The sequence below is a fragment of the Dyella terrae genome (assembly GCF_022394535.1).
Taxonomy (GTDB): Bacteria; Pseudomonadota; Gammaproteobacteria; order Xanthomonadales; family Rhodanobacteraceae; genus Dyella.
Map to the genome: position 1 here is coordinate 3065270 of NZ_CP089414.1, position 17956 is coordinate 3083225.

Below are 17956 nucleotides of genomic sequence, written 5' to 3' on the forward strand. Positions count from 1 at the left end.
CTTATGCCGTACGCTGCATCTCGCGGAACACGCGCGGCGATGAAGGGGTGAACAGGCTATTTGCTTCCGCCACCGTGAGCATGTGGTCGCCCATGATGTCGAAACGCCCCTTCACCAGCGCTTCTTCGGCGATCCGGCCGAGGTGCGCGAGCACTGCCTGCATGGTGCCGCAGCCAAGACTGATGCGGCGCACGCCCAATCCGCGCAGCGTGTTCGCATCAGGCGCACCCGGATAACCCACGTAGACGTTGAGCGGCACCGACAGTGCCATGGCGAACCGTGCAATCTCCGCCGGATCGGCCAAGCCGGGAACGAAAATGCCGTTGGCACCCGCTTCGACGAAGGACAGCGCACGATCCAGCGCCTCCTTGAAGCGCGCCTCACCGGTAAGCCCCGGTGTGATGTAGGCATCGGTGCGCGCATTGATGAACAAAGGCACGCCGCGATGCTCCGCCACCGCGCGAATGCAAGCGATCCGCTCGCGCAGAATGCGCGGATCGGCCAGCTGACCGGTGGCCGGGTCCTTGCCGTCTTCGATATTGATACCCACCACACCGAGCTGAATCAGCGCACCAACCAACGCACCGGTCTCTTCGGCATCGTGGCCGTAGCCGCGCTCGACATCGACGCTCACCGGCACCGCAACGGCGTCGATGATGCGTCGGCAGGCGAGCAGCAGGTCGTCGAGCCCCAGCTGTTCACCATCCGGAGCGCCCAGAGCCCAGGCCATGGCGGCGCTGCTGGTGGCCACGGCGGGTGCCCCGGCCTTTTCGATGACGCGAGCGCTGGCCGCATCCCAGGCGTTGGGCAATACCAAGGGTGCGCTACCGGCGTGCAGCTGGTGGAACGCGTGGGCGCGGGCTTTCTGCTGTTCGATACTCATGACAGTGATCCGTAAGGTCGCCCGCACTTCGGGCAGGTCTAGGAGACCATCGCCACCCCAGGGCCCGCTGTCAGAATCTTTAGCTATCCACCCACCGGCACAGGCCCTGGGCGGAGCGCCTTGTTATGCTCCGTCACATCCCGCCCGAGCCGTACCGGCACCGAGCCCATGTCGACCATCACCAGCCACGTACTGTTGTCGACGGACACGCTGACACTGCGCGACGTGCACTGCAGCGGCACCTGTCAGCACCGGAGTGCGGAGGAATGCGCCGCATCCACCCAGTTGGTCTTTCCGTATCGCGGGCTGTATCTGCGCCATGTGTCGTCCGACCAGTCGGTGGCCGATGCCAACCACGTGTTGTTCTTCAACCGACAACAGGGTTATCAGGTCAGCCATCCCCTCGACGGTGGTGATGCCTGCCTGTCGATGAACCTTGCGGAACCCTTGCTTGCCGAACTCGCGCCGAAAGCGCTGATCCATGTGGAAGAGGGCCTGACCTTCCGTTCGCAGTCGCAACGCATCGACGCCCGCGCACAGGCGCTGGTGGCCTTGCTGCGCCACAGCCTGCACAACGGCAGTATCGAACCACTGGAAGCCGAAGCGCTGGCGCTGACTCTTGTCTGCCGCAGCTTGGGCCCACGCACCTCGCGCACGCCAAGTTCCACGCATGCGCGCCGCCGCCTCGCCGACCGCGTGAAGATGCTGCTCGCCAGCGATCTGTCGCGCCGCTGGACGCTCGCCGAGATCGGCGAGGAAATCGGCAGTTCGCCGGTTTATCTCACGCAGGTCTTCAAACAAGTGGAAGGCATGCCGCTCTATCGCTACCAGTTGCAGCTACGTCTGGCGCGTGCGCTGGACCTGCTCGGCAAGATGGAGGATCTCTCCGCTCTGGCCGCCGAACTGGGCTTCTCCAGCCACAGTCATTTCACCAATGCATTCAGGCAAGCCTACGGGCGCTCGCCCGCGGAATTTCGGCAATCGTCGCGGGGCATGGCACCGCTGCTTACCTGATCCTGGCAGCCCGCGACACAAGGCGCACGCCCACGGCGTAGCCGCATACCAGACCCGCCGCCAGCGCCATCAGCAACATCATCCACACCAGTGGATCGAAGACCATCATGCCGAACTCCCATTCGGCGGAATACGCCATGGAAAGCGCCGTCGCGAGCGCGAACAGGATGCCGCCACTGCGCGCCCACGCCTTCAGTGCACGCGCGTCGCCGGCGTCATGAACGTACTCGCTGATGTCACGGGGATCGATGTTGGACACGGGAGCCTGCGCAAGCCATGAAAACCGGTACACAGCTTAGAAAGCGCCCCCGGGCCACCGACATAGGACAAGTCCGAATTCTTCCATCCCGAACCTGTCCACCCCACCGTATCGGCCATGCGGCAAACAACTAAAGAATTCGACAGCGCCACCGAGAGACGCCGTGGTCTCCTGATCACACCCGACACCGGGTGACTACAGGAGAGAACCATGAGCGAGAAGACCTGCGCCGCGTGCGATTACCCGTTGGACGACAACGCCATCAAGGTCACCATCGGCCATCGCGTGGTCGAGGTGTGTTGTGAAGAGTGCGCACAGAAGTTGCGCGAAGCTCAGTCCAAAGCCAGCGGTTGAAGCCTGGGTGCGTCCGCTCAACGGACGCGCCTTTGTCATGGGCATCACGAACCGGAGGCAGCCCTGCTGCCTCCGGTTCGTGCCACGTGCATGGACCACTGTCATACTGGTTTGGCAACACGCCAGATATTCACGGGATATCGACACATGGACCGAACGTTCACGCGCCTACGTGAAGTCATCGCAGCGGCGCTGCTTGTGTTTACCTCGCTCACGTTGGCTTTACCCGTGCGCGCTCAATCCGACGACGCCAGCCAACGCGAGATCGCCGCTCTGCTTTCCTTCGTCGCGCACAGCCCCTGCACGTTCATCCGCAACGGTACGGCGTATCCCGCCACACAGGCCGAAGGCCATCTCGAGGATAAGCTGCACTACCTTCAGCGAAAGGGCAAAGTGCATTCGGCGGAGGATTTCATCCAGCTCGCCGCCACCGAAAGCAGTATCAGCGGCAAGCCCTACCTCGTGCGTTGCGATGGCAAGGAACGGCCATCGGCCGATTGGCTCAACGAGGAATTGACACGTTTGCGCAACGCAGGAAGCTAAACGCCCAAGCATCCGCTTCAACATAAAAACCCAACTTTTCCAGCAGGAAACAGTATGACCCTTCGATGGACCATCCCCGCCGCCTTGTCATTCCTGCTGTGCATCGCCGTAGCACCTAGCCACGCGCAAGACGACGTTGTCGGCGTCGTCACCGATCCCTGCGCCACGCAGAAGACGCCCGAGCAGGTACCGGCAGGTCAATGGATGACGTACATCCTCAGTCACGATTTCGGCAAGCTGTGCCAATACCGCGCGCAGAACGCAGAACTACTGCGCGCGGGCAACGCGACCCGTGTCGTCTTTATGGGCGACTCCATCACGGAGTTCTGGGGCAAGCAGAATCCCGCTTTCTTCACCAACGGCTACGTCGATCGCGGCATCAGCGGCCAAACCACCTCGCAGATGCTGCTGCGCTTTCGCCAGGACGTGATCGACCTGCATCCGCACGCCGTGCATATTCTCGCCGGCACCAACGACGTTGCCGGCAATACCGGCCCGATCACGCTGGAACAGGTTGAAGGCAACATCGCCTCCATGGCTGAGCTGGCCAAGGCGAACGGTATTCGCGTCATCCTCGGTTCCATTCCACCTGCCGCGCACTTCCCGTGGCGTCCCGAGATCCACCCCGTCGACACCATCCGGACGCTCAACGCGTGGATCAAGACCTATGCCGCACGCAACGGATTCGCGTACGTCGACTACTACGACGCGCTGGCGACAGCCCAGGGAGGTATGAAACAGGGGCTCGCGGATGATGGCGTACACCCAACCAAGCAGGGATATGCTGCGATGGAACCGCTCGCACGTGCGGCCATCCAGGCTGCTACGCCATCGAAATAGAGATGCCGTGCGCTACAGCCTACAGAGGCCATCCAGGCTGATCCGGTGGCGAAAACGTCGACTGACGCGCAGTGCAGCACCACCCTTCAAGGTCACTAGCGCATCCCGCGTGGGCAGCAAGCTAAAGCCTTGGACTCGGTCGACAGCGACGATGGTAGAACGATGAATTCGCGCGAAGCGTCTGGGATCGAGCCGCCGCTCCATGCCTTCCATGCTCTCGTGGATCATGTGGAGCCGTGCTCCCGCATGCAAGGTGACATAGTCGCCGCTGGCCTGGATCCAGTCGATCTCGTCCACGCCGATCCAGACGGTGCGTCCGCCACGCTTCGCCTCGAGACGTGCATCCCACGCCGCAAGCTCGTGACCGGGTACGGCAACCTGAGAGGTGTGTGCCTGCCGCTCCCGCACGCGTTGGCGAACCGCGCACAGGGCATCGTCGAAACGGCCATCGTCAATGGGCTTCATCACGTAATCGACCGCGTGCACGCCGAATGCTTGCAGCGCATAGCTGTCGTGGGCCGTCAGGAAGACAACCAAAGGCGGCTTGTCACCATCGATCGCCGACAGCAGTGCAAATCCATCCATGGCGGGCATCTGTATGTCGAGAAATACGACGTCCGGCCGCAACGTTTCAATCATCCGCAGGCCCACCATGCCTGACTCTGCCTCGCCGACCACCACCACATCGGCAGCGCGACGCAGGCAAACACGCACACCGCGCCGCGCCAGTGGTTCGTCGTCGATGATCAGCGCCCGGATCATGTCGCAAGCTCGGTCGCGGTCTGGTGGGGAATCTCCATCGTGGCCAACCAGCCTTTCCGTGTGTCACCCGATGCGGAAAACCGATACGCGTCACGATAGCGTGCGGCCAGTCGCGCCGCCGTATTGGCGAGCCCGAGGCCACCTGCCGAAGCCGATTGAGCAGGTAATTCGCTGAAACTGTTACGCACCGCGATTTCCACCATGCCACCACGTCGGCAAACGGAGAGTGACAACGTGCCGCCTTCGGGGCTAGGCGCGATGCCGTGACGGACAGCGTTCTCTACCAACGGCTGCAATAGCAGGTGTGGCACCAGCGCATTCCTGGCCTCCGGATCGCAATGGATGGATACCACCAGCCGTCGGCCCAGGCGGATCTGCTCGATCTCCACGTATTGCTGGACCTGCGCGAGTTCCTGGGCAAGGGTCACATCCCCTTGCCGGGCGGGTTCCAAGGTGGCGCGAAGAAAATTGGCCAGTAGCGCGATCATGCGTCTTGCCGATCGCGCATCGCCTTCGCCCACCAGCGTGGATATGCCGTTGAGAGTGTTGAACAGGAAGTGAGGCGTAATCTGGTAACGCAACGCCTTTAGTTCCGCTTCGCGCGCCAGCGATTCGGCCAACAGCAGTTCCCGCTCGCGCAGCCGCGCCTCGCGCCAGTGTTGGGCGGCCCCGTAGATCGCGCTCCACGCCACCAACATGATGGCCGGGCTGAACGCGTTGGCAAAACCAACGAGCGCGACCGCCCGCCAATGCGATGCTTCCGGACCGACATGACCGGCCGCAGCCTCCAAGGCCGCACCGCTCACGGAGCACACCACGCCAAGTACATACGAACACGCCACGATCACGGTCATGGCCTTGGGCCACGGCAACCGTCCCGCCGCCAGCCGGCGGCACAGCGCGAGCATGACGAAGCTCGCCAGAAAAGCCGCCGCCGTGGTGCCGGCGAAGTAAAGGAGCACGGGATAGGCACGGCGATAGGGCAACGCACCAAGCGCGCTGACGAGCCCATACGCCACCCACCCACCGACATGAAGCAACCACGCCTTTGGACGTCCCAAAGAATCATGTTCCGGCGTCATGCGCGTCATTCTCGCCTACGTACTCCGCACCTCGTGTACCGCATGACCGGTGAAAGCGGTCCGCCTGCCGAAAACCGATTCTCTGCCACACGGCCACGCCGTAGTCTCTGCCCAGCCCACCCGACGCGCGCATCACTAACCTCATCGAAGAGACGCCATGAACAGCCTGTCCGAACGACCGACGAACCCTTTAATCGCCACCACTCTGATCGCCGGCACACTCGACCTGCTGTCGGCCGTGACCTATGCGCTCCTGGAGGGCAAGAACCCACTCGCCATACCTGTCGGCATCGCCTCCGCCATCTGGCCCGGTGCGATCAAAGCTGGCGCACCCGCGCTCGTGGTCGGCGTGCTGTTGCACTTCATCATCATGTTCGTGATGGTGGCCGTGTTCCTGGCCACCGCGCGAAAGATCCCATGGCTCACGGCAAAGCCTTTCGCCTCTGGCGTGCTCTATGGCCTGCTGTTGTGGGCGGTGATGAATTTGATCGTGCTGCCCCTGCGTTGGCCCTCACTCTTCCCGCACATCACCGCCCTGTCATTCGGCGAGCAGATCTTCAGCCACACGGTGCTAGTCGGCTTGCCGATCGCATGGATGGCGAGCCGCGCGACAAAGCATCGCGACGCCTGACGCCGACCCACACACAGGCGCACGCCATGCTCATGATGAAACGGCCTCTTGCGCAGAGTCGGCGGCCACGGGACGGGCACTCTCCGGCCGAAGCTGCGCGGGATCGTAGTAGAAACGCTCATGGACGATCTTGCCGTCGACCCACTGCTGCACGGCGATTTCGTCCAGCGACAGGCGCGCCGCATCGTTTGCAAACTCGAAATGCCATTGGATGACGACATGATCGCCGTCGACCATCACCTGTACCGCATGACCCTTCACGGTGGTGAAGGTGTTGAGCACCAACTGCTCGTTCTCGATCAACGCCTCGAGCCCGATGCGTGACTTCTGTTGGTTTTCCCAAACGACGGCAGATGGATGGTAGTAACGCTGCAGCGCCTCGATGAAGCGGCCGCTCTCCACCAACGTGACAAACGTATCGACGACATGACGCTCAGGCATGGGTGGCTCCCGCAAGCAAAAGGTGGGGATTGCAAGGGCGGATCGACGACCGCCCCGGTCGCTGAGCAGACTAGGTTGGCGATGCTGTCGGGTCACTCGGCCCGGGCGACAGATCGATGGGCGATCCCGCCGCCCATTTGCGAATAGCCTGTGCAATATCGCCAATCTTGACGTCTCGCCCGCCATCGCATGTCCCGACCAAGACGGAAAGGCACGCCGCATGGTGCTGATAAACATGGTGATTTCCCTGGGTGACTGGCTTGCCGAATGCTCGCAGCCCATGCAAATTGGCGCTTGACGTACAAGGCAAAATCGCCAGGCTTGGCGTATTGCCGCGAATGAAGGAAACCGACGTGCGGGTCGCCATTCTTGCTTACGACGGATGCATGGGCGCCGAAGTCCTCGGACTATCGGACGTACTACTCGTCGCCAACCGCATCAGCTTGTTGCGCGCGCCGGACGCGCCGGTGCCGTTCGCCATCTCGATCATCGGCACGCACGCTGGACAGGTGCGGCTGGCGGGCGGCGCACAGCTCACCGTGGCGGCACCCATGCCTTTCGATCTGCTCGTGGTGCCGGCATTCGACTTCAACAGCGCGGAAGACATCAGCACGGCACTCGCCGGCCTGGACGAGGAAAAGCTGCTTATCCGTCGCGCGGCGGAACAACGCAAGGTCGCCTCCATTTGCGGTGGCAGCCTGTTGCTCGCGGAGGCCGGCATTCTGGATGGACGCCAAGCGACCACTGCATGGGCGCTGGCCGGAGAGATGGCGAGACGCTATCCCAGGGTCGATGTCGTACCTGATGCCCTGCTCATTCGCGACGGTGAGATCGTTACCTCGGGCGCATTCACCGCGTATGGCGATCTTGCCCTGCAGCTCATCCGCGATTGCGCGGGCACCAGCCTCGCCCGCGCGGTGGGCAGGTTCAGTCTGATCGATCACAGCCGGCGCAGCCAGGCCGCGTATCTGGATCACCGCTTCAGCCACAAGCGGAAGGAATCGTTCGCCCGAGCGGTGAGCACGTGGTTCGAGCAACGCTTGGCGGAGCGCTACAAACTCGACGCGCTGGCCGATGCGTTCAATCTCTCCAGTCGCACTTTATTGAGGAAGTTCCACGCTGAAACCGGGCGCTCGCCGCTCGACATGCTGCATGACCTGCGCGTGGAGAAAGCCAAGTTACTGCTGGAGAACACCACGCTGAGCGTCGCGCAGATCGCGGGTGAAGTGGGTTATCTCGACGTGGCGACGTTCTCACGGCTGTTTACGCGCCGCACGCAACTGACGCCGGCTGTCTTCCGCAAACGCTTCCATACCGCCGACGTTACGGTGTTCTGACGCATCGCCGCGCGATGGCGAACACGCCCATGAATCTGGCCGTGATACCCGCTGTTTCGGGTAAAGGCGATTGCTAACGTCCCACCTGCCTTGGACACCACGAGCAGGACGTATGGACAGCATCACCTTGCAAACTTCACCGGCTGCATCGACATCACGCGCGGGAATACCCAACCGGATTTCACCAGGCCAACGCCTGTTACAAACGGGCATGCGCCTGCTGGGTTCGATCCATCCATCGTCCGCTGCCACGTTGATGAAACGCTTGTGGTTCTCCGCGCCACGATCCACGCCTCGCGCAGCGGAACAAGCTGTGCTGGACAGCGGCACCCGCTTGTCGTTCAACGTCCACGGTCGGAAGATCGCCGCATGGGTCTGGGACAACCACGGTCCGACCATTCTGTTGCTGCATGGCTGGGGCGGCTATGCCGGCCAGTTGCACGCGTTCGTTGAACCACTGCATGCGGCTGGCTTCCGTGTGGTCGCTTTCGACGCGCCTGCGCATGGCGCGTCTGCCGCCAGCCGACACGGCGGTCGCCGGGTGACGTTCTTCGAGTTCGCCGATGCGTTGGAAATCGTGGCGTCCGCCGAAGTGTCCGTGGCCGGCATCATCGCCCACTCCGGTGGATGCACCGCGCTATCGCTGGCCTTGCGCGCAGGATGGAATGCACCGGCAAACATTGTTTTTGTCGCGCCGTTTGCCCAGCCGTCCGCCGCCATCAAGGGGTTTGCACACGCCATCGGCGCGAATGAGCGGGTCGTTGCAACGTTCAGCACCGACGTCGAGCGCTGGTTAGGGCACCCCTGGTCGTATCTGGACATCGCCACACTGGAGGACACACATAAGTGGCGACGGCTTCTGGTGATCCATGACGAAGAGGATCGCGAAGTTCCGCTGTCACAGGCACGTGCCGTGGCGGCGTCCTGGCCATCGGCACAACTCGTGGAGACGCGAGGCCTGGGACACCGACGCCTGCTGCGCGAGCCCGCCGTGATCGAAGGTGTGCTTGCGTTCTTCGCGAAACCCATGTTGGCCGCGCCGCGCCTGGGCCGCGACTATCTTCCGCGTGATTCACGGGCCACGCTGGATGCAGCGTACGAAAGCTTTGCATCCCGCACGCCCGCCACCTGCGCCCATCGCTGAAACGGTCTGCACGTGCGCAAACCGGCGTTCAAGCCGCCCGCATCACACGCACCGGCACTGACTTATAGGACGGCGTTCCGCTGAGCTTGTCGTGATAGTCCAGCGGCACCAGGCAATTGCCTTCGGGGTAATACGTGGCCACCGCACCACACGCGATCTCGTAGGCTACTGCGATGACTTTGTCGAGGCTGCGCACCTTGCCCTGACCAAACGCGGTTTCCACGCGCACGACATCACCTTCGCGAATGCCGAGTTCGGCAAGGTCGTCTTTATTCATGAACACCACGTCGCGACGGCCAAAGACACCGCGATAGCGATCGTCGTAACCGTAGATGGTGGTGTTGTACTGATCGTGGCTGCGGACCGTGGTGAGCTTGAGAACGCCGGCATCTGCGACGACTGGATCCTCCTCCACCCCATAGAAGAGTAGGAACTGCGCTTTGCCCGACGGCGTCTTCCACACGCGTTCTGTCGGCGGCAGCGGCAAACGGAACCCACCGGGTACGCGGATGCGCTCGTTGTAATCGCCGAAATCGGGAAAGACCAAGGCGATGGCATCGCGGATGCGATCGTAATCCGCGATCAGTTCCATCCACGGCACGCGGGTCTTAGGCAACGTCGCCCGCGCCAGGCCGGCGACGATAGCGGGCTCCGAACGCAAAGCCTCGGAAGCCGGCGCAAGCTTGCCGCGCGAGGCATGCACCATGGACATCGAATCTTCCACCGTCACCGATTGCGGCCCGGCCGCCTGCATGTCGCGCTCGGTACGGCCCAGGCACGGCAGCAAAAAGGTGTGTTTACCGGTGAGCAGATGCGAGCGATTGAGCTTGGTCGCCACATGCACCTGCAGCTCCAGGCCACGCATGGCGGGCAGACACACTTCTGGATCAGGCATCGCCATCGCCAGATTGCCGCCCAGACAGAGCAGCGCTTTTGAGCGACCCTCGATGATGGCCTGCATGGCTGCAACGGCATCGTGGCCATGCGTGGCCGGCGGGCGGAAGCCAAAGGTCTGCTCGATGCGGTCCAGCAATACGGCAGTGGGCTTTTCAGTGATGCCGACCGTACGGTCGCCCTGTACGTTCGAGTGTCCGCGCAACGGGCAGATGCCCGCGCCCGGCTTACCGAAGTTGCCGCGCAACAACAGTAGGTTCGCTACCTGCTGCACGTTCTGCGTACCGGTACGGTGCTGGGTCATGCCCATGCCGTAGGTGATGATGGTGGCGTTGGACTTGGCATACGCCACGGCGACGGCACGCAGATCACTTTCGGCAAGGCCGGCGGTCGCCTCGATCTCTTCCCACGTCGTCGCGCGAAGATCATCCGCCAGCGCGTCGAAGCCCTGGGTGTGCTCGCGGATGAAGGCATGATCGAGCACGCTCGAATCCGGCCCAGCCGCGGCGTCCATCTCCAGCAGCGCTTTCATGATGCCCTTGAGCGCTGCCGCATCGCCGCCGATCTTTACCTGCAAATACGTCGATGCAATCGGCGTCGAGCTGAGCGTCGCCATCTCCAGCGCATCCTGCGGATCGGCGAAGCGCTCCAGCGCGCGTTCCTTCAGCGGATTGAACACGATGATGGGCGCACCGCGACGTGCCACCTCATGCAGCGTGCCCATCATGCGCGGATGGTTGGTGCCCGGGTTGTGGCCCATCGCGATAATGAGTTCGCAATGGTCGAAGTCGTCCAGCGACACCGTGCCCTTGCCAATGCCGATGGCGGGCGGCAAGCCCACACTGGTGGCTTCGTGGCACATGTTGGAGCAGTCGGGGAAATTGTTGGTACCGAACTCCCGCGCAAACAACTGGTAAAGGAAGGCGGCCTCGTTTGAGGCGCGGCCCGAGGTGTAGAACTCCACCGTATCCGGGTCGTCCATCCCGCGCAGAATCTCGCCGATGCGTGCAAAGGCGTCGTCCCAGCTGATGGCTTCGTAGATGTCTTTGTCCGCGTTGTAGACCATGGGGTGCGTCAGGCGCCCCTCGTCTTCCAGTTCGTAGTCGCTCCAGTGCCACAACGAACTCACCGTGTTGGCGGCGAAGAAGGTCGGCGGTACGCGTTTGTGCGTGGCTTCCCAGGTAACGGCTTTCGCACCGTTCTCGCAAAACTGGAAGGTCGACGTGTGCTTCTTGTCCGGCCATGCGCAACCGGGGCAGTCGAAACCCTCGGGCTTATTGGTGCGCAGCAGGGTGATCGTCGCGTCGGCGGCGTCCATCTGTTCGCGCACGGCGCGCGCGGTGGCGCGCAACGCGCCCCATCCGCCTGCCGGCTTGTCGTAGATGCGGATGCCGGGAATGTCTTGGTCAGCCATGAAACAACGTCCTGCAAAGCCTGATGCATATCGCGGATCAGGCCTTTATACACAAAACGCAGTTACCGCACGGCAAACCTGCGCGCCACGATGACGGAGTCAGCCACCCAGTTCCTGGAAGGCATGCCCGTTGGCCTCAAGGCCCTGAAGGATCGCCGGTGGCAGCTCGTTGGCCCACACGTGGCCTTCGAGCTGCCATTGACCGGGGTCCGACAGGTCGGGAAGCCCGGCGCCCTTTCTCACGTAGAGTCCGAGCGTCGGCTTCTTTGGGTTGATGTAGAGATCGAACTCGTCCATGCAGAGCCCTCCTCGGCAACCTTCGTCAGGGTCTTACTTGCTGGGCGATAGCATCACCGCAGCTTCGGCCGTCAGCTGCAGGAAGGTGAACGACACCTGCAGATAGAGCTGCACCGTGTTCTCGTTGTGGCTGAGGTAGCCGATGGAGATGTCCTGCCCCAGGTGGAGCTCGAAATCACCGCCGCGCGTGCTCAGCACCACGCCGCCGCTAATGGCCGGTGCCCAGATGATGTCGCCATCCACCAGGTTGCGCATGTCGCGCGCCACCGGGTAACCGTGCTGGGTAGCCGCACTCACTGCGGTATACGACTGCTCGCCCAGCAACAGCGTGTATGGTCCGTTGACGCCCATCTCACGCAACTGGCTCACTGCCTGCGCCACCACGGCTGGATAACCGGTGACGTCCTTCGGCAGCGGGATCGCCTTGTTGCTGCTGCCCTTGCGGATGCCTTCGATGTGAGCCTGATCGTAGCCTTCAAACACGGCGCGATCTTCGGCGAAGGCGATCTTGCGCGCAGCGTCCTTAAGCGGCTGCAAGTCGGGATCGTTCGCGCCACGCTCGACCGAGTCGAGCGCCTTGCGCGAAAGCTCGAACGGCACGCGCAGCTCCACCACCGGCTTCACTTCGCGCAGGTGAGCTTCGATGTCACCGTCCGGCGACTTGATCTTCTCTTGATGTCCCGTGCCCACCGAAGAGAACTCCGTGCCCTTGGGCCCCAGCACATCGACCACGCGACGCGCGGCCAGATGGCGCTTCAGGGTGCGCGCCGCTTCCTGCTCGATCTGTTCCCACGCCCCGGTGGAAATGGGCGCAAGCTTCCGGTGAAGATTATTCATGTGCAGGCTCTCCTTTGAGCGAACCGATACCGAGCGAACCGTCAGGCGAAGGCGTGGACGCGTTCGCTGCAGGGGAGGCGTCCTGGCCCGCTACGGCCGACGACGGCGCACCTTCCGGATCCACATCATCGAGGAAACTGGCGGTGGGAACGAAAAACAGCGATCCAGTAACCGCCTTGCTGAAATCCAGCAGGCGATCGTAGTTGCCAGGTGGGTTGCCGATGAACATGTTGTTGAGCATCTTCTCGGTACGCGACGGCGAGCGTGCGTAGCCGATGAAGTAGGTGCCAAACTCGCCCTTGGAGACATCGCCGAACGGCATGTTGTCCCGCAGGATCTGCAACTGCTCGCCGTTTTCCTCGATGTTGGTAAGCACGTTATGCGCGTAGCTCGCCTTGGCATCCTCCGCCTGCTCGATATCCGACAGTTTGTGCCGCCCGATGATGCGCTCCTGCTGCTCCACAGGCAGCTTGTTCCACGCTTTCAGGTCGTGCAGGTACTTCTGCACGATGACATAGCTGCCACCAGCGAAGTCCGCATCTTCGTCACCGATGAGGACGGCATCCAGCGCAGCCTGATCCACCGGGTTCTCGGTACCGTCGACAAAACCAAGCAGGTCGCGCTCATCGAAGTACTTGAAGCCATGCACTTCGTCTGCGGAGGTAACACCGTCACCGATGCGGGACATGATCTGGGAGGCCAGCTCGAAGCACAGGTCCATATGCGTGGCGCGGATATGGAAGAGTAAGTCGCCCGGCGTCGACGGGGCGTGGTGCTCGCCCTTGATCTCGATGAACGGATGCAGCTCGGCCGGACGCGGCTGCCCGAACAGACGATCCCACGTGTCCAAACCGAAGCCCATGGTGCACGTCAGGCGTCGCGTCGGGTGGCGGAAGCCGATGCCGCGCAACAGCGATGACATGTCCGCGCAGAGCGCGCGCACGGCAAGATCGGTCTGCGGCTGTGGCGACAGTGTCACCACGAGAAAAATGGCCGACTGCGTGAGTTTTTCTGCAACCGGTTGCGAAACGATGGAAGGCACAATCCACTCCTTTATGGCCTGTCTCTGATGCATGGCCGTCGCGCCATGAGGCACCCAAGCGGGCCGACAATCAACCCCCACGAAGGATTCGTTGACCACTTGCCCGGTGGGCGATTCTGGCGAACGGCTCGTCAACAAGCTGTCACACAAGGTCTACGCACCATCCAACCGCGCTCCGCCCCTGTCTCCGTCCTGCACAAGCAAGATGCAGCGCGCAGGTTCGTGGTGTGGATACGCTCAATCCCACGCGTCGATGCCCTGCAGTAACTTCTTCGCCAGGCGTGGCTGCCGCAGTTGCTCCAGCCACCAGTCCAGCGCGCGGCCAGGGTGGTCGCCGCGCCAGCCCACGTAGAGACGGTTCGGCTCGCGCGGCGCCGCCATGCGTTTCTCCACCAGGTCGCCGCGTTTGAGCAGCGACTGCACGCGCTGGCGCGGCAGCCAGCCCACACCCAGGCCGTCGCGCTGGGCCAGTACCTTGGCGCGCATGCTCGGCACGGCCAGCGTGGTCTGGCCGCCAAGGATGCCAAAGCTGCGGCTGTCCAGGCCCCGTGCGGTGTCGGCCACCACCACGGCGCGATACGGCAGCAGTTGTTCTTGCTCCAGCGGCTCGGTGAGCTTGGCCACTGGATGGCGTGGCGATACCGCGAACACCCACTCCATCACGCCCAGTTCTGCCCAGCGCAAGTTGGGGATCACCGGCGGCGCATTGGTGGCGCCGACCACTAGATCCGCACGGCCGTCGCGTAGCGCCTCCCAGGTGCCGTTGAGCACTTCATGGGTGATACGCACTAATACACCGGACTTGAGCGCGTCGAACGCGCGGATCACGGGCAGCAACGTTTCGAATTCCAGCACTTCGTCCGTCACCACCCACAGTCGGTCTTCCCAGCCGCCGGCCACTTGTTTCACGCGCTGTGTAACGCGCGAAACGTCCTGGGCAAGACGGGCGGATTCCTGCGCCAGCAATAGCCCCGCCGGCGTGAGCTGCAGGCGGTAGCGGCGCCGGTCGAACAGCAAGGCGTCGAAGCGCGCCTCCAACTGCCGGGCCGCATGCGAAACGGTTGAGGGCGCCTTATCCAGCAAAGCCGCCGCACGGGTAAGGCTGCCGCTGCTGTGGATGGCTTGTAGCAAGGCCAGTTCGTCGTTCGACAACATGTTCGATACCTTCGAACGTCTGCGCTTGCTCCATCGTACGGCAAAGCCCCCGCCGACGCGCAGGATGGCAACCGTTCCCACCATCCTTTGGAGTCACCACCATGAAACGTTTTGCAGATAAGACCGTACTCGTCACGGGCGGCAGCAGCGGTATCGGGCTGGCAGCCGCCAAGGCCTATGCCGCCGAAGGCGCCCGCGTGGTCATCACCGGCCGCGATGCGGCGGCATTGGCGCAGGCTGCCGACGCCATCGGCCCACAAGCCGTGGCCCTGGCGAACGATGCCGGCTCGCTGCCGGCCGCCAAGGCGCTGGCCGACGAACTGGCCCATCGCGGCTTGCGCCTGGATGCCGTCTTCGTCAACGCGGGCATCGCCAAGTTCGCTTCGCTGGAGAACGCGGACGAAGCATTGTGGAATCAGATCTTCGATACCAACGTAAAAGGGCCGTACTTCCAATTGCAGGCCTTGCTCCCCTTGCTCAACCAGGGCGCGGCCATCGTCATCAACGGTTCCATCAACGCGCATATCGGCATGCCGGACACATCGATCTACGCCGCGAGCAAGGCCGCGCTAGTGAGCCTGGCACGCACGCTTTCCGCTGAACTGCTGCCGCGCGGTGTGCGGGTGAACGTGGTGAGCCCCGGGCCGGTGAGCACGCCGCTCTACAACAAGCTCGGCGTCGACGCCTCCGCATTGGATGCAGTGGCCGCGCATATCCAGGCGCAGGTTCCGCTGGGTCGCTTTGGAAAACCGGAAGAGATCGCCGCGACCGTGCTGCACCTCACCGCGCGCGAATCGGCTTTTATCGTCGGCACCGAAGTGATCGCCGATGGCGGCATGAGTCAGCTGTGAAACAAGGTGATCGTGGCGGGCTCCCTACCCGCCACGATCACCGCTTGAAAAGAACGTCATCCGCCAACACAGAATCGGACACGACGCCTCATCTCGTATCCCCGATCCCCACCGCTTTGGAGAATCCCCATGAGTCAACGCCTCGACTACTACAAGGCCAACCCCGCCGCCATCAAGGCAATGGTTGGCCTGGAACAGCGCATCGCCCAGAGCGCGCTGGAGAAACCGCTGATCGAGCTGGTGCGCCTGCGTGCGTCACAGATCAACGGCTGCGCTTACTGCATGGACCTGCACTCGTCCGATGCCCTGAAGGCCGGCGAGAACCCGCGCCTCCTGGCCACCCTACCCGGCTGGCGCGAAACACAGTTCTTCACCGAGCGCGAACGCGCCGCGCTCGCCTGGACCGAAGCGCTGACCCTGGTCAGCGAGAACCACGTGCCGGATGATGTGTGGGAAGCAGTGCGCCCCCATTTCTCTGACGAAGAGCTGACCGACCTCTCCCTGCTGGTGGTGGCGATCAACGGTTGGAACCGCATTGCCATCGGCTTCCGCAAGATGCCCGCCTGAATCCTGGAACGCACCACCCATGCGCAACCAACCTCACCCGCCCGTCGATACCGCCTTCCTGCAGCAGGCTTTGGAGGACTTTGGCGTTCCGCGGGGAGGCGTGGTCATCGTGCATTCGTCGCTGTCCGCCTTCGGCAATGTGATCGGAGGCGGCGCGGCGGTGGTGGAGGCCTTGCTGGGTTGCATGGGCGATGCAGGGACGCTGGTGGTGCCCACCTTTACGCCGCAGATTTCCGACCCGCACCCCCACGACGGGGAGGCGAGTAGCCTGCCAGGCGATTCCCTCGGATCGCACGTGCCACTGTTCCACCGAACCACTCCAACACTGATGGGCGCGGTGCCGAATGCCGTGCTTGCTGACGCGCGTCATCGGCGCAGCTTCCACCCGCAGGCTTCGGTTGCCGCCATCGGGCCCCACGCCGAAACCATCACGGCTGATCACCCGCTCGCCTATGCTTTAGGCAAGCAGTCGCCATTCGAGAGGCTATACGAGCTGGGTGCCCATATTCTGCTGCTCGGCGTGGGTCACAACCGCAACACGTTCCTTCACTACGCGGAATCGCTGACGCCACGCCATCGCACCAAACGCCGCCGCTTTCCCTACGAAAACGCTAGTGAAGGCGTATGGATGGAGGTGCCCGATGTCGGCGACGACAACGGGCGTTTCTTTCCGCAAGTCGGCGCAGATGCCGACGCAGCCGGCCTGATCCGTCACCGAAGCATCGCATCTGCGCCCTGCCAGCTCATGGCCAGCGGACCGTTCGTCGATTTCGCGACGACACGCCTTGATGCATTACTTGCCGATGCGAAAAAAGTGGCACTCCGCTAGCAGCGCGGATCGCTAACGGCTCAACTCACAGATCCAGTTCACCTCCCAATGCTGGCCGCCATCGGGAGAGAACGACTGCTCCATCCGTGCCGCCTTGGGTGAAATGTTCAGCCACATCCAGCGAACCAGGATCGTGCGCCCTTTCCACGTCTGGTGGTTGTAGAACTCACCGCGGTTGCCGTGGAATTCACCGATCACCGGCGCATCGAGCTCACCCTTGTCCAGGTCCAGGCCGTAGATGTTCCATTGATGCGTATCCGGGTTGTACATGCGCATGGTCTGCGCCTTGATGTGCAGCTTCTTGTCCGGGCTGGTCACCTCGAACTGTTCGAAGTTGGCATTGGTGTCGAGCAGCTTGTGATGATTGGAGATGCCGTCGTACACGTCCCAGGCCGTCGAGTTGTTCAGGCGATCGGGCAGCCGGCGAACATGAGCTTTCCAGTCGCCGATAAGAAAATCGAAATCATGGGAACCGTCACGCGGTGGCGTGGCGAAGACAGCCGTCGGGTTCGCGGGAGCTTCAGCCGCCGCGCTCGACGATAGCCACCCGGCGAATGACACCACCCCGATAAGCAGGGAAAGAACGAGCTTCGATGCTTGCCATTTCATGCGATGCACGCTGACCTCCTGTTGAGTTCATACCGTGATGTGATGAAATCCTGAAGGGCTTCTGGTCCACGCTAAGCCCTGCTCCGCCATGCTGCGAGCACACCGAAGCCGGGCGTGCCGATGGTTCGCATGCTCCGCCCGTTTCGCAATGTCCGCTTTACCTCGAAACTC

General features: G+C 62.8%; 21 protein-coding genes. 10 read left to right on the forward strand and 11 right to left on the reverse strand.

The features are described from left to right. Nucleotide 1 precedes the first annotated feature (1 nt). The gene (locus DYST_RS13355) at nt 2-883 is read right to left on the reverse strand and encodes an isocitrate lyase/PEP mutase family protein (RefSeq protein WP_239946156.1); all 882 of its coding nucleotides are present in this window, start codon (nt 881-883) and stop codon (nt 2-4) included. Nucleotides 884-1051: 168 nt separating this feature from the next. Between DYST_RS13355 and DYST_RS13360 the strand changes: the two genes are divergently transcribed. Beyond that, on the forward strand, nt 1052-1897 hold the full coding sequence (locus DYST_RS13360; RefSeq protein ID WP_239946157.1) for a helix-turn-helix transcriptional regulator: 846 nt from the start codon (nt 1052-1054) through the stop codon (nt 1895-1897). Here the strand turns inward: DYST_RS13360 and DYST_RS13365 are convergent. Next, nucleotides 1890-2156, reverse strand: a complete 267-nt coding sequence (locus DYST_RS13365) for a hypothetical protein (RefSeq protein ID WP_239946158.1) — start codon at nt 2154-2156, stop codon at nt 1890-1892. The genes DYST_RS13360 and DYST_RS13365 overlap by 8 nt on opposite strands. Nucleotides 2157-2366: 210 nt before the next feature. On the opposite strand from DYST_RS13365, the gene DYST_RS13370 reads away from it, so the two are divergent. From DYST_RS13370 to DYST_RS13380, 3 genes are all read left to right on the forward strand, one after another. Further along, nucleotides 2367-2510 carry a hypothetical protein gene (locus DYST_RS13370; protein ID WP_199043759.1) on the forward strand — a complete coding sequence of 48 codons (144 nt, stop codon included), beginning with the start codon at nt 2367-2369 and terminating at the stop codon, nt 2508-2510. A 147-nt stretch (nt 2511-2657) separates the two neighbouring features. After that, nucleotides 2658-3053: a DUF5329 domain-containing protein gene (locus DYST_RS13375; RefSeq protein ID WP_239946160.1), complete on the forward strand. Its 396-nt coding sequence runs from the start codon at nt 2658-2660 to the stop codon at nt 3051-3053. Nucleotides 3054-3107: 54 nt separating this feature from the next. After that, nucleotides 3108-3893 carry an SGNH/GDSL hydrolase family protein gene (locus DYST_RS13380; protein ID WP_239946161.1) on the forward strand — a complete coding sequence of 262 codons (786 nt, stop codon included), beginning with the start codon at nt 3108-3110 and terminating at the stop codon, nt 3891-3893. A gap of 12 nt (nt 3894-3905) precedes the next feature. Here DYST_RS13380 and DYST_RS13385 read toward each other — a convergent pair whose 3' ends face one another. Both DYST_RS13385 and DYST_RS13390 read right to left on the reverse strand, forming a co-directional pair. Further along, complete coding sequence (locus tag DYST_RS13385; protein WP_239946163.1) at nt 3906-4655, reverse strand: LytR/AlgR family response regulator transcription factor; 750 nt, start codon at nt 4653-4655, stop codon at nt 3906-3908. Continuing rightward, nucleotides 4652-5716 (reverse strand): sensor histidine kinase, encoded by a 1065-nt coding sequence (locus DYST_RS13390; protein ID WP_239946165.1) that lies wholly within the window; start codon nt 5714-5716, stop codon nt 4652-4654. Before DYST_RS13390 ends, DYST_RS13385 begins: the two co-directional genes overlap by 4 nt. A gap of 178 nt (nt 5717-5894) precedes the next feature. Here DYST_RS13390 and DYST_RS13395 point away from each other — a divergent pair, with 178 nt between their 5' ends. Further along, nucleotides 5895-6368 (forward strand): DUF1440 domain-containing protein, encoded by a 474-nt coding sequence (locus tag DYST_RS13395; RefSeq protein WP_239946169.1) that lies wholly within the window; start codon nt 5895-5897, stop codon nt 6366-6368. A 30-nt stretch (nt 6369-6398) separates the two neighbouring features. Here DYST_RS13395 and DYST_RS13400 read toward each other — a convergent pair whose 3' ends face one another. Beyond that, nucleotides 6399-6809 carry a nuclear transport factor 2 family protein gene (locus tag DYST_RS13400; protein ID WP_239946170.1) on the reverse strand — a complete coding sequence of 137 codons (411 nt, stop codon included), beginning with the start codon at nt 6807-6809 and terminating at the stop codon, nt 6399-6401. A 353-nt stretch (nt 6810-7162) separates the two neighbouring features. Between DYST_RS13400 and DYST_RS13405 the strand changes: the two genes are divergently transcribed. Both DYST_RS13405 and DYST_RS13410 read left to right on the forward strand, forming a co-directional pair. Continuing rightward, entirely contained in the window at nt 7163-8146 is a 984-nt protein-coding gene (locus DYST_RS13405) for a GlxA family transcriptional regulator (RefSeq protein WP_158241232.1), read from the forward strand. A gap of 112 nt (nt 8147-8258) precedes the next feature. After that, on the forward strand, nt 8259-9290 hold the full coding sequence (locus DYST_RS13410; RefSeq protein ID WP_239946171.1) for an alpha/beta hydrolase: 1032 nt from the start codon (nt 8259-8261) through the stop codon (nt 9288-9290). A gap of 28 nt (nt 9291-9318) precedes the next feature. On the opposite strand, the gene DYST_RS13415 is transcribed toward DYST_RS13410, so the two are convergent. The 5 genes from DYST_RS13415 to DYST_RS13435 form a co-directional block, all read right to left on the reverse strand. Then, complete coding sequence (locus DYST_RS13415) at nt 9319-11598, reverse strand: FdhF/YdeP family oxidoreductase (protein WP_239946176.1); 2280 nt, start codon at nt 11596-11598, stop codon at nt 9319-9321. Nucleotides 11599-11697: 99 nt separating this feature from the next. Next, entirely contained in the window at nt 11698-11895 is a 198-nt protein-coding gene (locus DYST_RS13420; protein ID WP_102301804.1) for a hypothetical protein, read from the reverse strand. Between the two features lie 33 nt (nt 11896-11928). Continuing rightward, nucleotides 11929-12732, reverse strand: a complete 804-nt coding sequence (locus DYST_RS13425) for a family 1 encapsulin nanocompartment shell protein (protein ID WP_102301805.1) — start codon at nt 12730-12732, stop codon at nt 11929-11931. Further along, nucleotides 12725-13774 (reverse strand): Dyp-type peroxidase, encoded by a 1050-nt coding sequence (locus tag DYST_RS13430; RefSeq protein ID WP_239946178.1) that lies wholly within the window; start codon nt 13772-13774, stop codon nt 12725-12727. Before DYST_RS13430 ends, DYST_RS13425 begins: the two co-directional genes overlap by 8 nt. A gap of 237 nt (nt 13775-14011) precedes the next feature. Continuing rightward, nucleotides 14012-14929, reverse strand: a complete 918-nt coding sequence (locus tag DYST_RS13435) for a LysR family transcriptional regulator (protein ID WP_239946179.1) — start codon at nt 14927-14929, stop codon at nt 14012-14014. Nucleotides 14930-15030: 101 nt separating this feature from the next. Between DYST_RS13435 and DYST_RS13440 the strand changes: the two genes are divergently transcribed. The 3 genes from DYST_RS13440 to DYST_RS13450 all read left to right on the forward strand — a co-directional run bounded on the left by DYST_RS13440 (nt 15031) and on the right by DYST_RS13450 (nt 17176). Beyond that, entirely contained in the window at nt 15031-15780 is a 750-nt protein-coding gene (locus DYST_RS13440; RefSeq protein WP_239946180.1) for an SDR family oxidoreductase, read from the forward strand. A 129-nt stretch (nt 15781-15909) separates the two neighbouring features. Next, nucleotides 15910-16347 carry a carboxymuconolactone decarboxylase family protein gene (locus DYST_RS13445; RefSeq protein WP_239946182.1) on the forward strand — a complete coding sequence of 146 codons (438 nt, stop codon included), beginning with the start codon at nt 15910-15912 and terminating at the stop codon, nt 16345-16347. Nucleotides 16348-16366: 19 nt separating this feature from the next. Then, the gene (locus DYST_RS13450) at nt 16367-17176 is read left to right on the forward strand and encodes an aminoglycoside N(3)-acetyltransferase (RefSeq protein WP_239946183.1); all 810 of its coding nucleotides are present in this window, start codon (nt 16367-16369) and stop codon (nt 17174-17176) included. A 12-nt stretch (nt 17177-17188) separates the two neighbouring features. Here the strand turns inward: DYST_RS13450 and DYST_RS13455 are convergent, their stop codons facing one another. Then, on the reverse strand, nt 17189-17794 hold the full coding sequence (locus DYST_RS13455; protein ID WP_239946184.1) for a hypothetical protein: 606 nt from the start codon (nt 17792-17794) through the stop codon (nt 17189-17191). Nucleotides 17795-17956: the final 162 nt, after the last annotated feature.

Bases quoted from the DNA above. Each gene is read 5' to 3' on its own strand.
- DYST_RS13440 (WP_239946180.1), top strand. From the start codon at position 15,031: ATGAAACGTTTTGCAGATAAGACCGTACTCGTCACGGGCGGCAGCAGC.
- DYST_RS13445 (WP_239946182.1), top strand. From the start codon at position 15,910: ATGAGTCAACGCCTCGACTACTACAAGGCCAACCCCGCCGCCATCAAG.
- DYST_RS13370 (WP_199043759.1), top strand. From the start codon at position 2,367: ATGAGCGAGAAGACCTGCGCCGCGTGCGATTACCCGTTGGACGACAAC.
- DYST_RS13385 (WP_239946163.1), bottom strand. From the start codon at position 4,655: ATGATCCGGGCGCTGATCATCGACGACGAACCACTGGCGCGGCGCGGT.
- DYST_RS13360 (WP_239946157.1), top strand. From the start codon at position 1,052: ATGTCGACCATCACCAGCCACGTACTGTTGTCGACGGACACGCTGACA.
- DYST_RS13425 (WP_102301805.1), bottom strand. From the start codon at position 12,732: ATGAATAATCTTCACCGGAAGCTTGCGCCCATTTCCACCGGGGCGTGG.
- DYST_RS13435 (WP_239946179.1), bottom strand. From the start codon at position 14,929: ATGTTGTCGAACGACGAACTGGCCTTGCTACAAGCCATCCACAGCAGC.
- DYST_RS13375 (WP_239946160.1), top strand. From the start codon at position 2,658: ATGGACCGAACGTTCACGCGCCTACGTGAAGTCATCGCAGCGGCGCTG.
- DYST_RS13395 (WP_239946169.1), top strand. From the start codon at position 5,895: ATGAACAGCCTGTCCGAACGACCGACGAACCCTTTAATCGCCACCACT.
- DYST_RS13355 (WP_239946156.1), bottom strand. From the start codon at position 883: ATGAGTATCGAACAGCAGAAAGCCCGCGCCCACGCGTTCCACCAGCTG.
- DYST_RS13420 (WP_102301804.1), bottom strand. From the start codon at position 11,895: ATGGACGAGTTCGATCTCTACATCAACCCAAAGAAGCCGACGCTCGGA.
- DYST_RS13410 (WP_239946171.1), top strand. From the start codon at position 8,259: ATGGACAGCATCACCTTGCAAACTTCACCGGCTGCATCGACATCACGC.
- DYST_RS13400 (WP_239946170.1), bottom strand. From the start codon at position 6,809: ATGCCTGAGCGTCATGTCGTCGATACGTTTGTCACGTTGGTGGAGAGC.
- DYST_RS13415 (WP_239946176.1), bottom strand. From the start codon at position 11,598: ATGGCTGACCAAGACATTCCCGGCATCCGCATCTACGACAAGCCGGCA.
- DYST_RS13380 (WP_239946161.1), top strand. From the start codon at position 3,108: ATGACCCTTCGATGGACCATCCCCGCCGCCTTGTCATTCCTGCTGTGC.
- DYST_RS13450 (WP_239946183.1), top strand. From the start codon at position 16,367: ATGCGCAACCAACCTCACCCGCCCGTCGATACCGCCTTCCTGCAGCAG.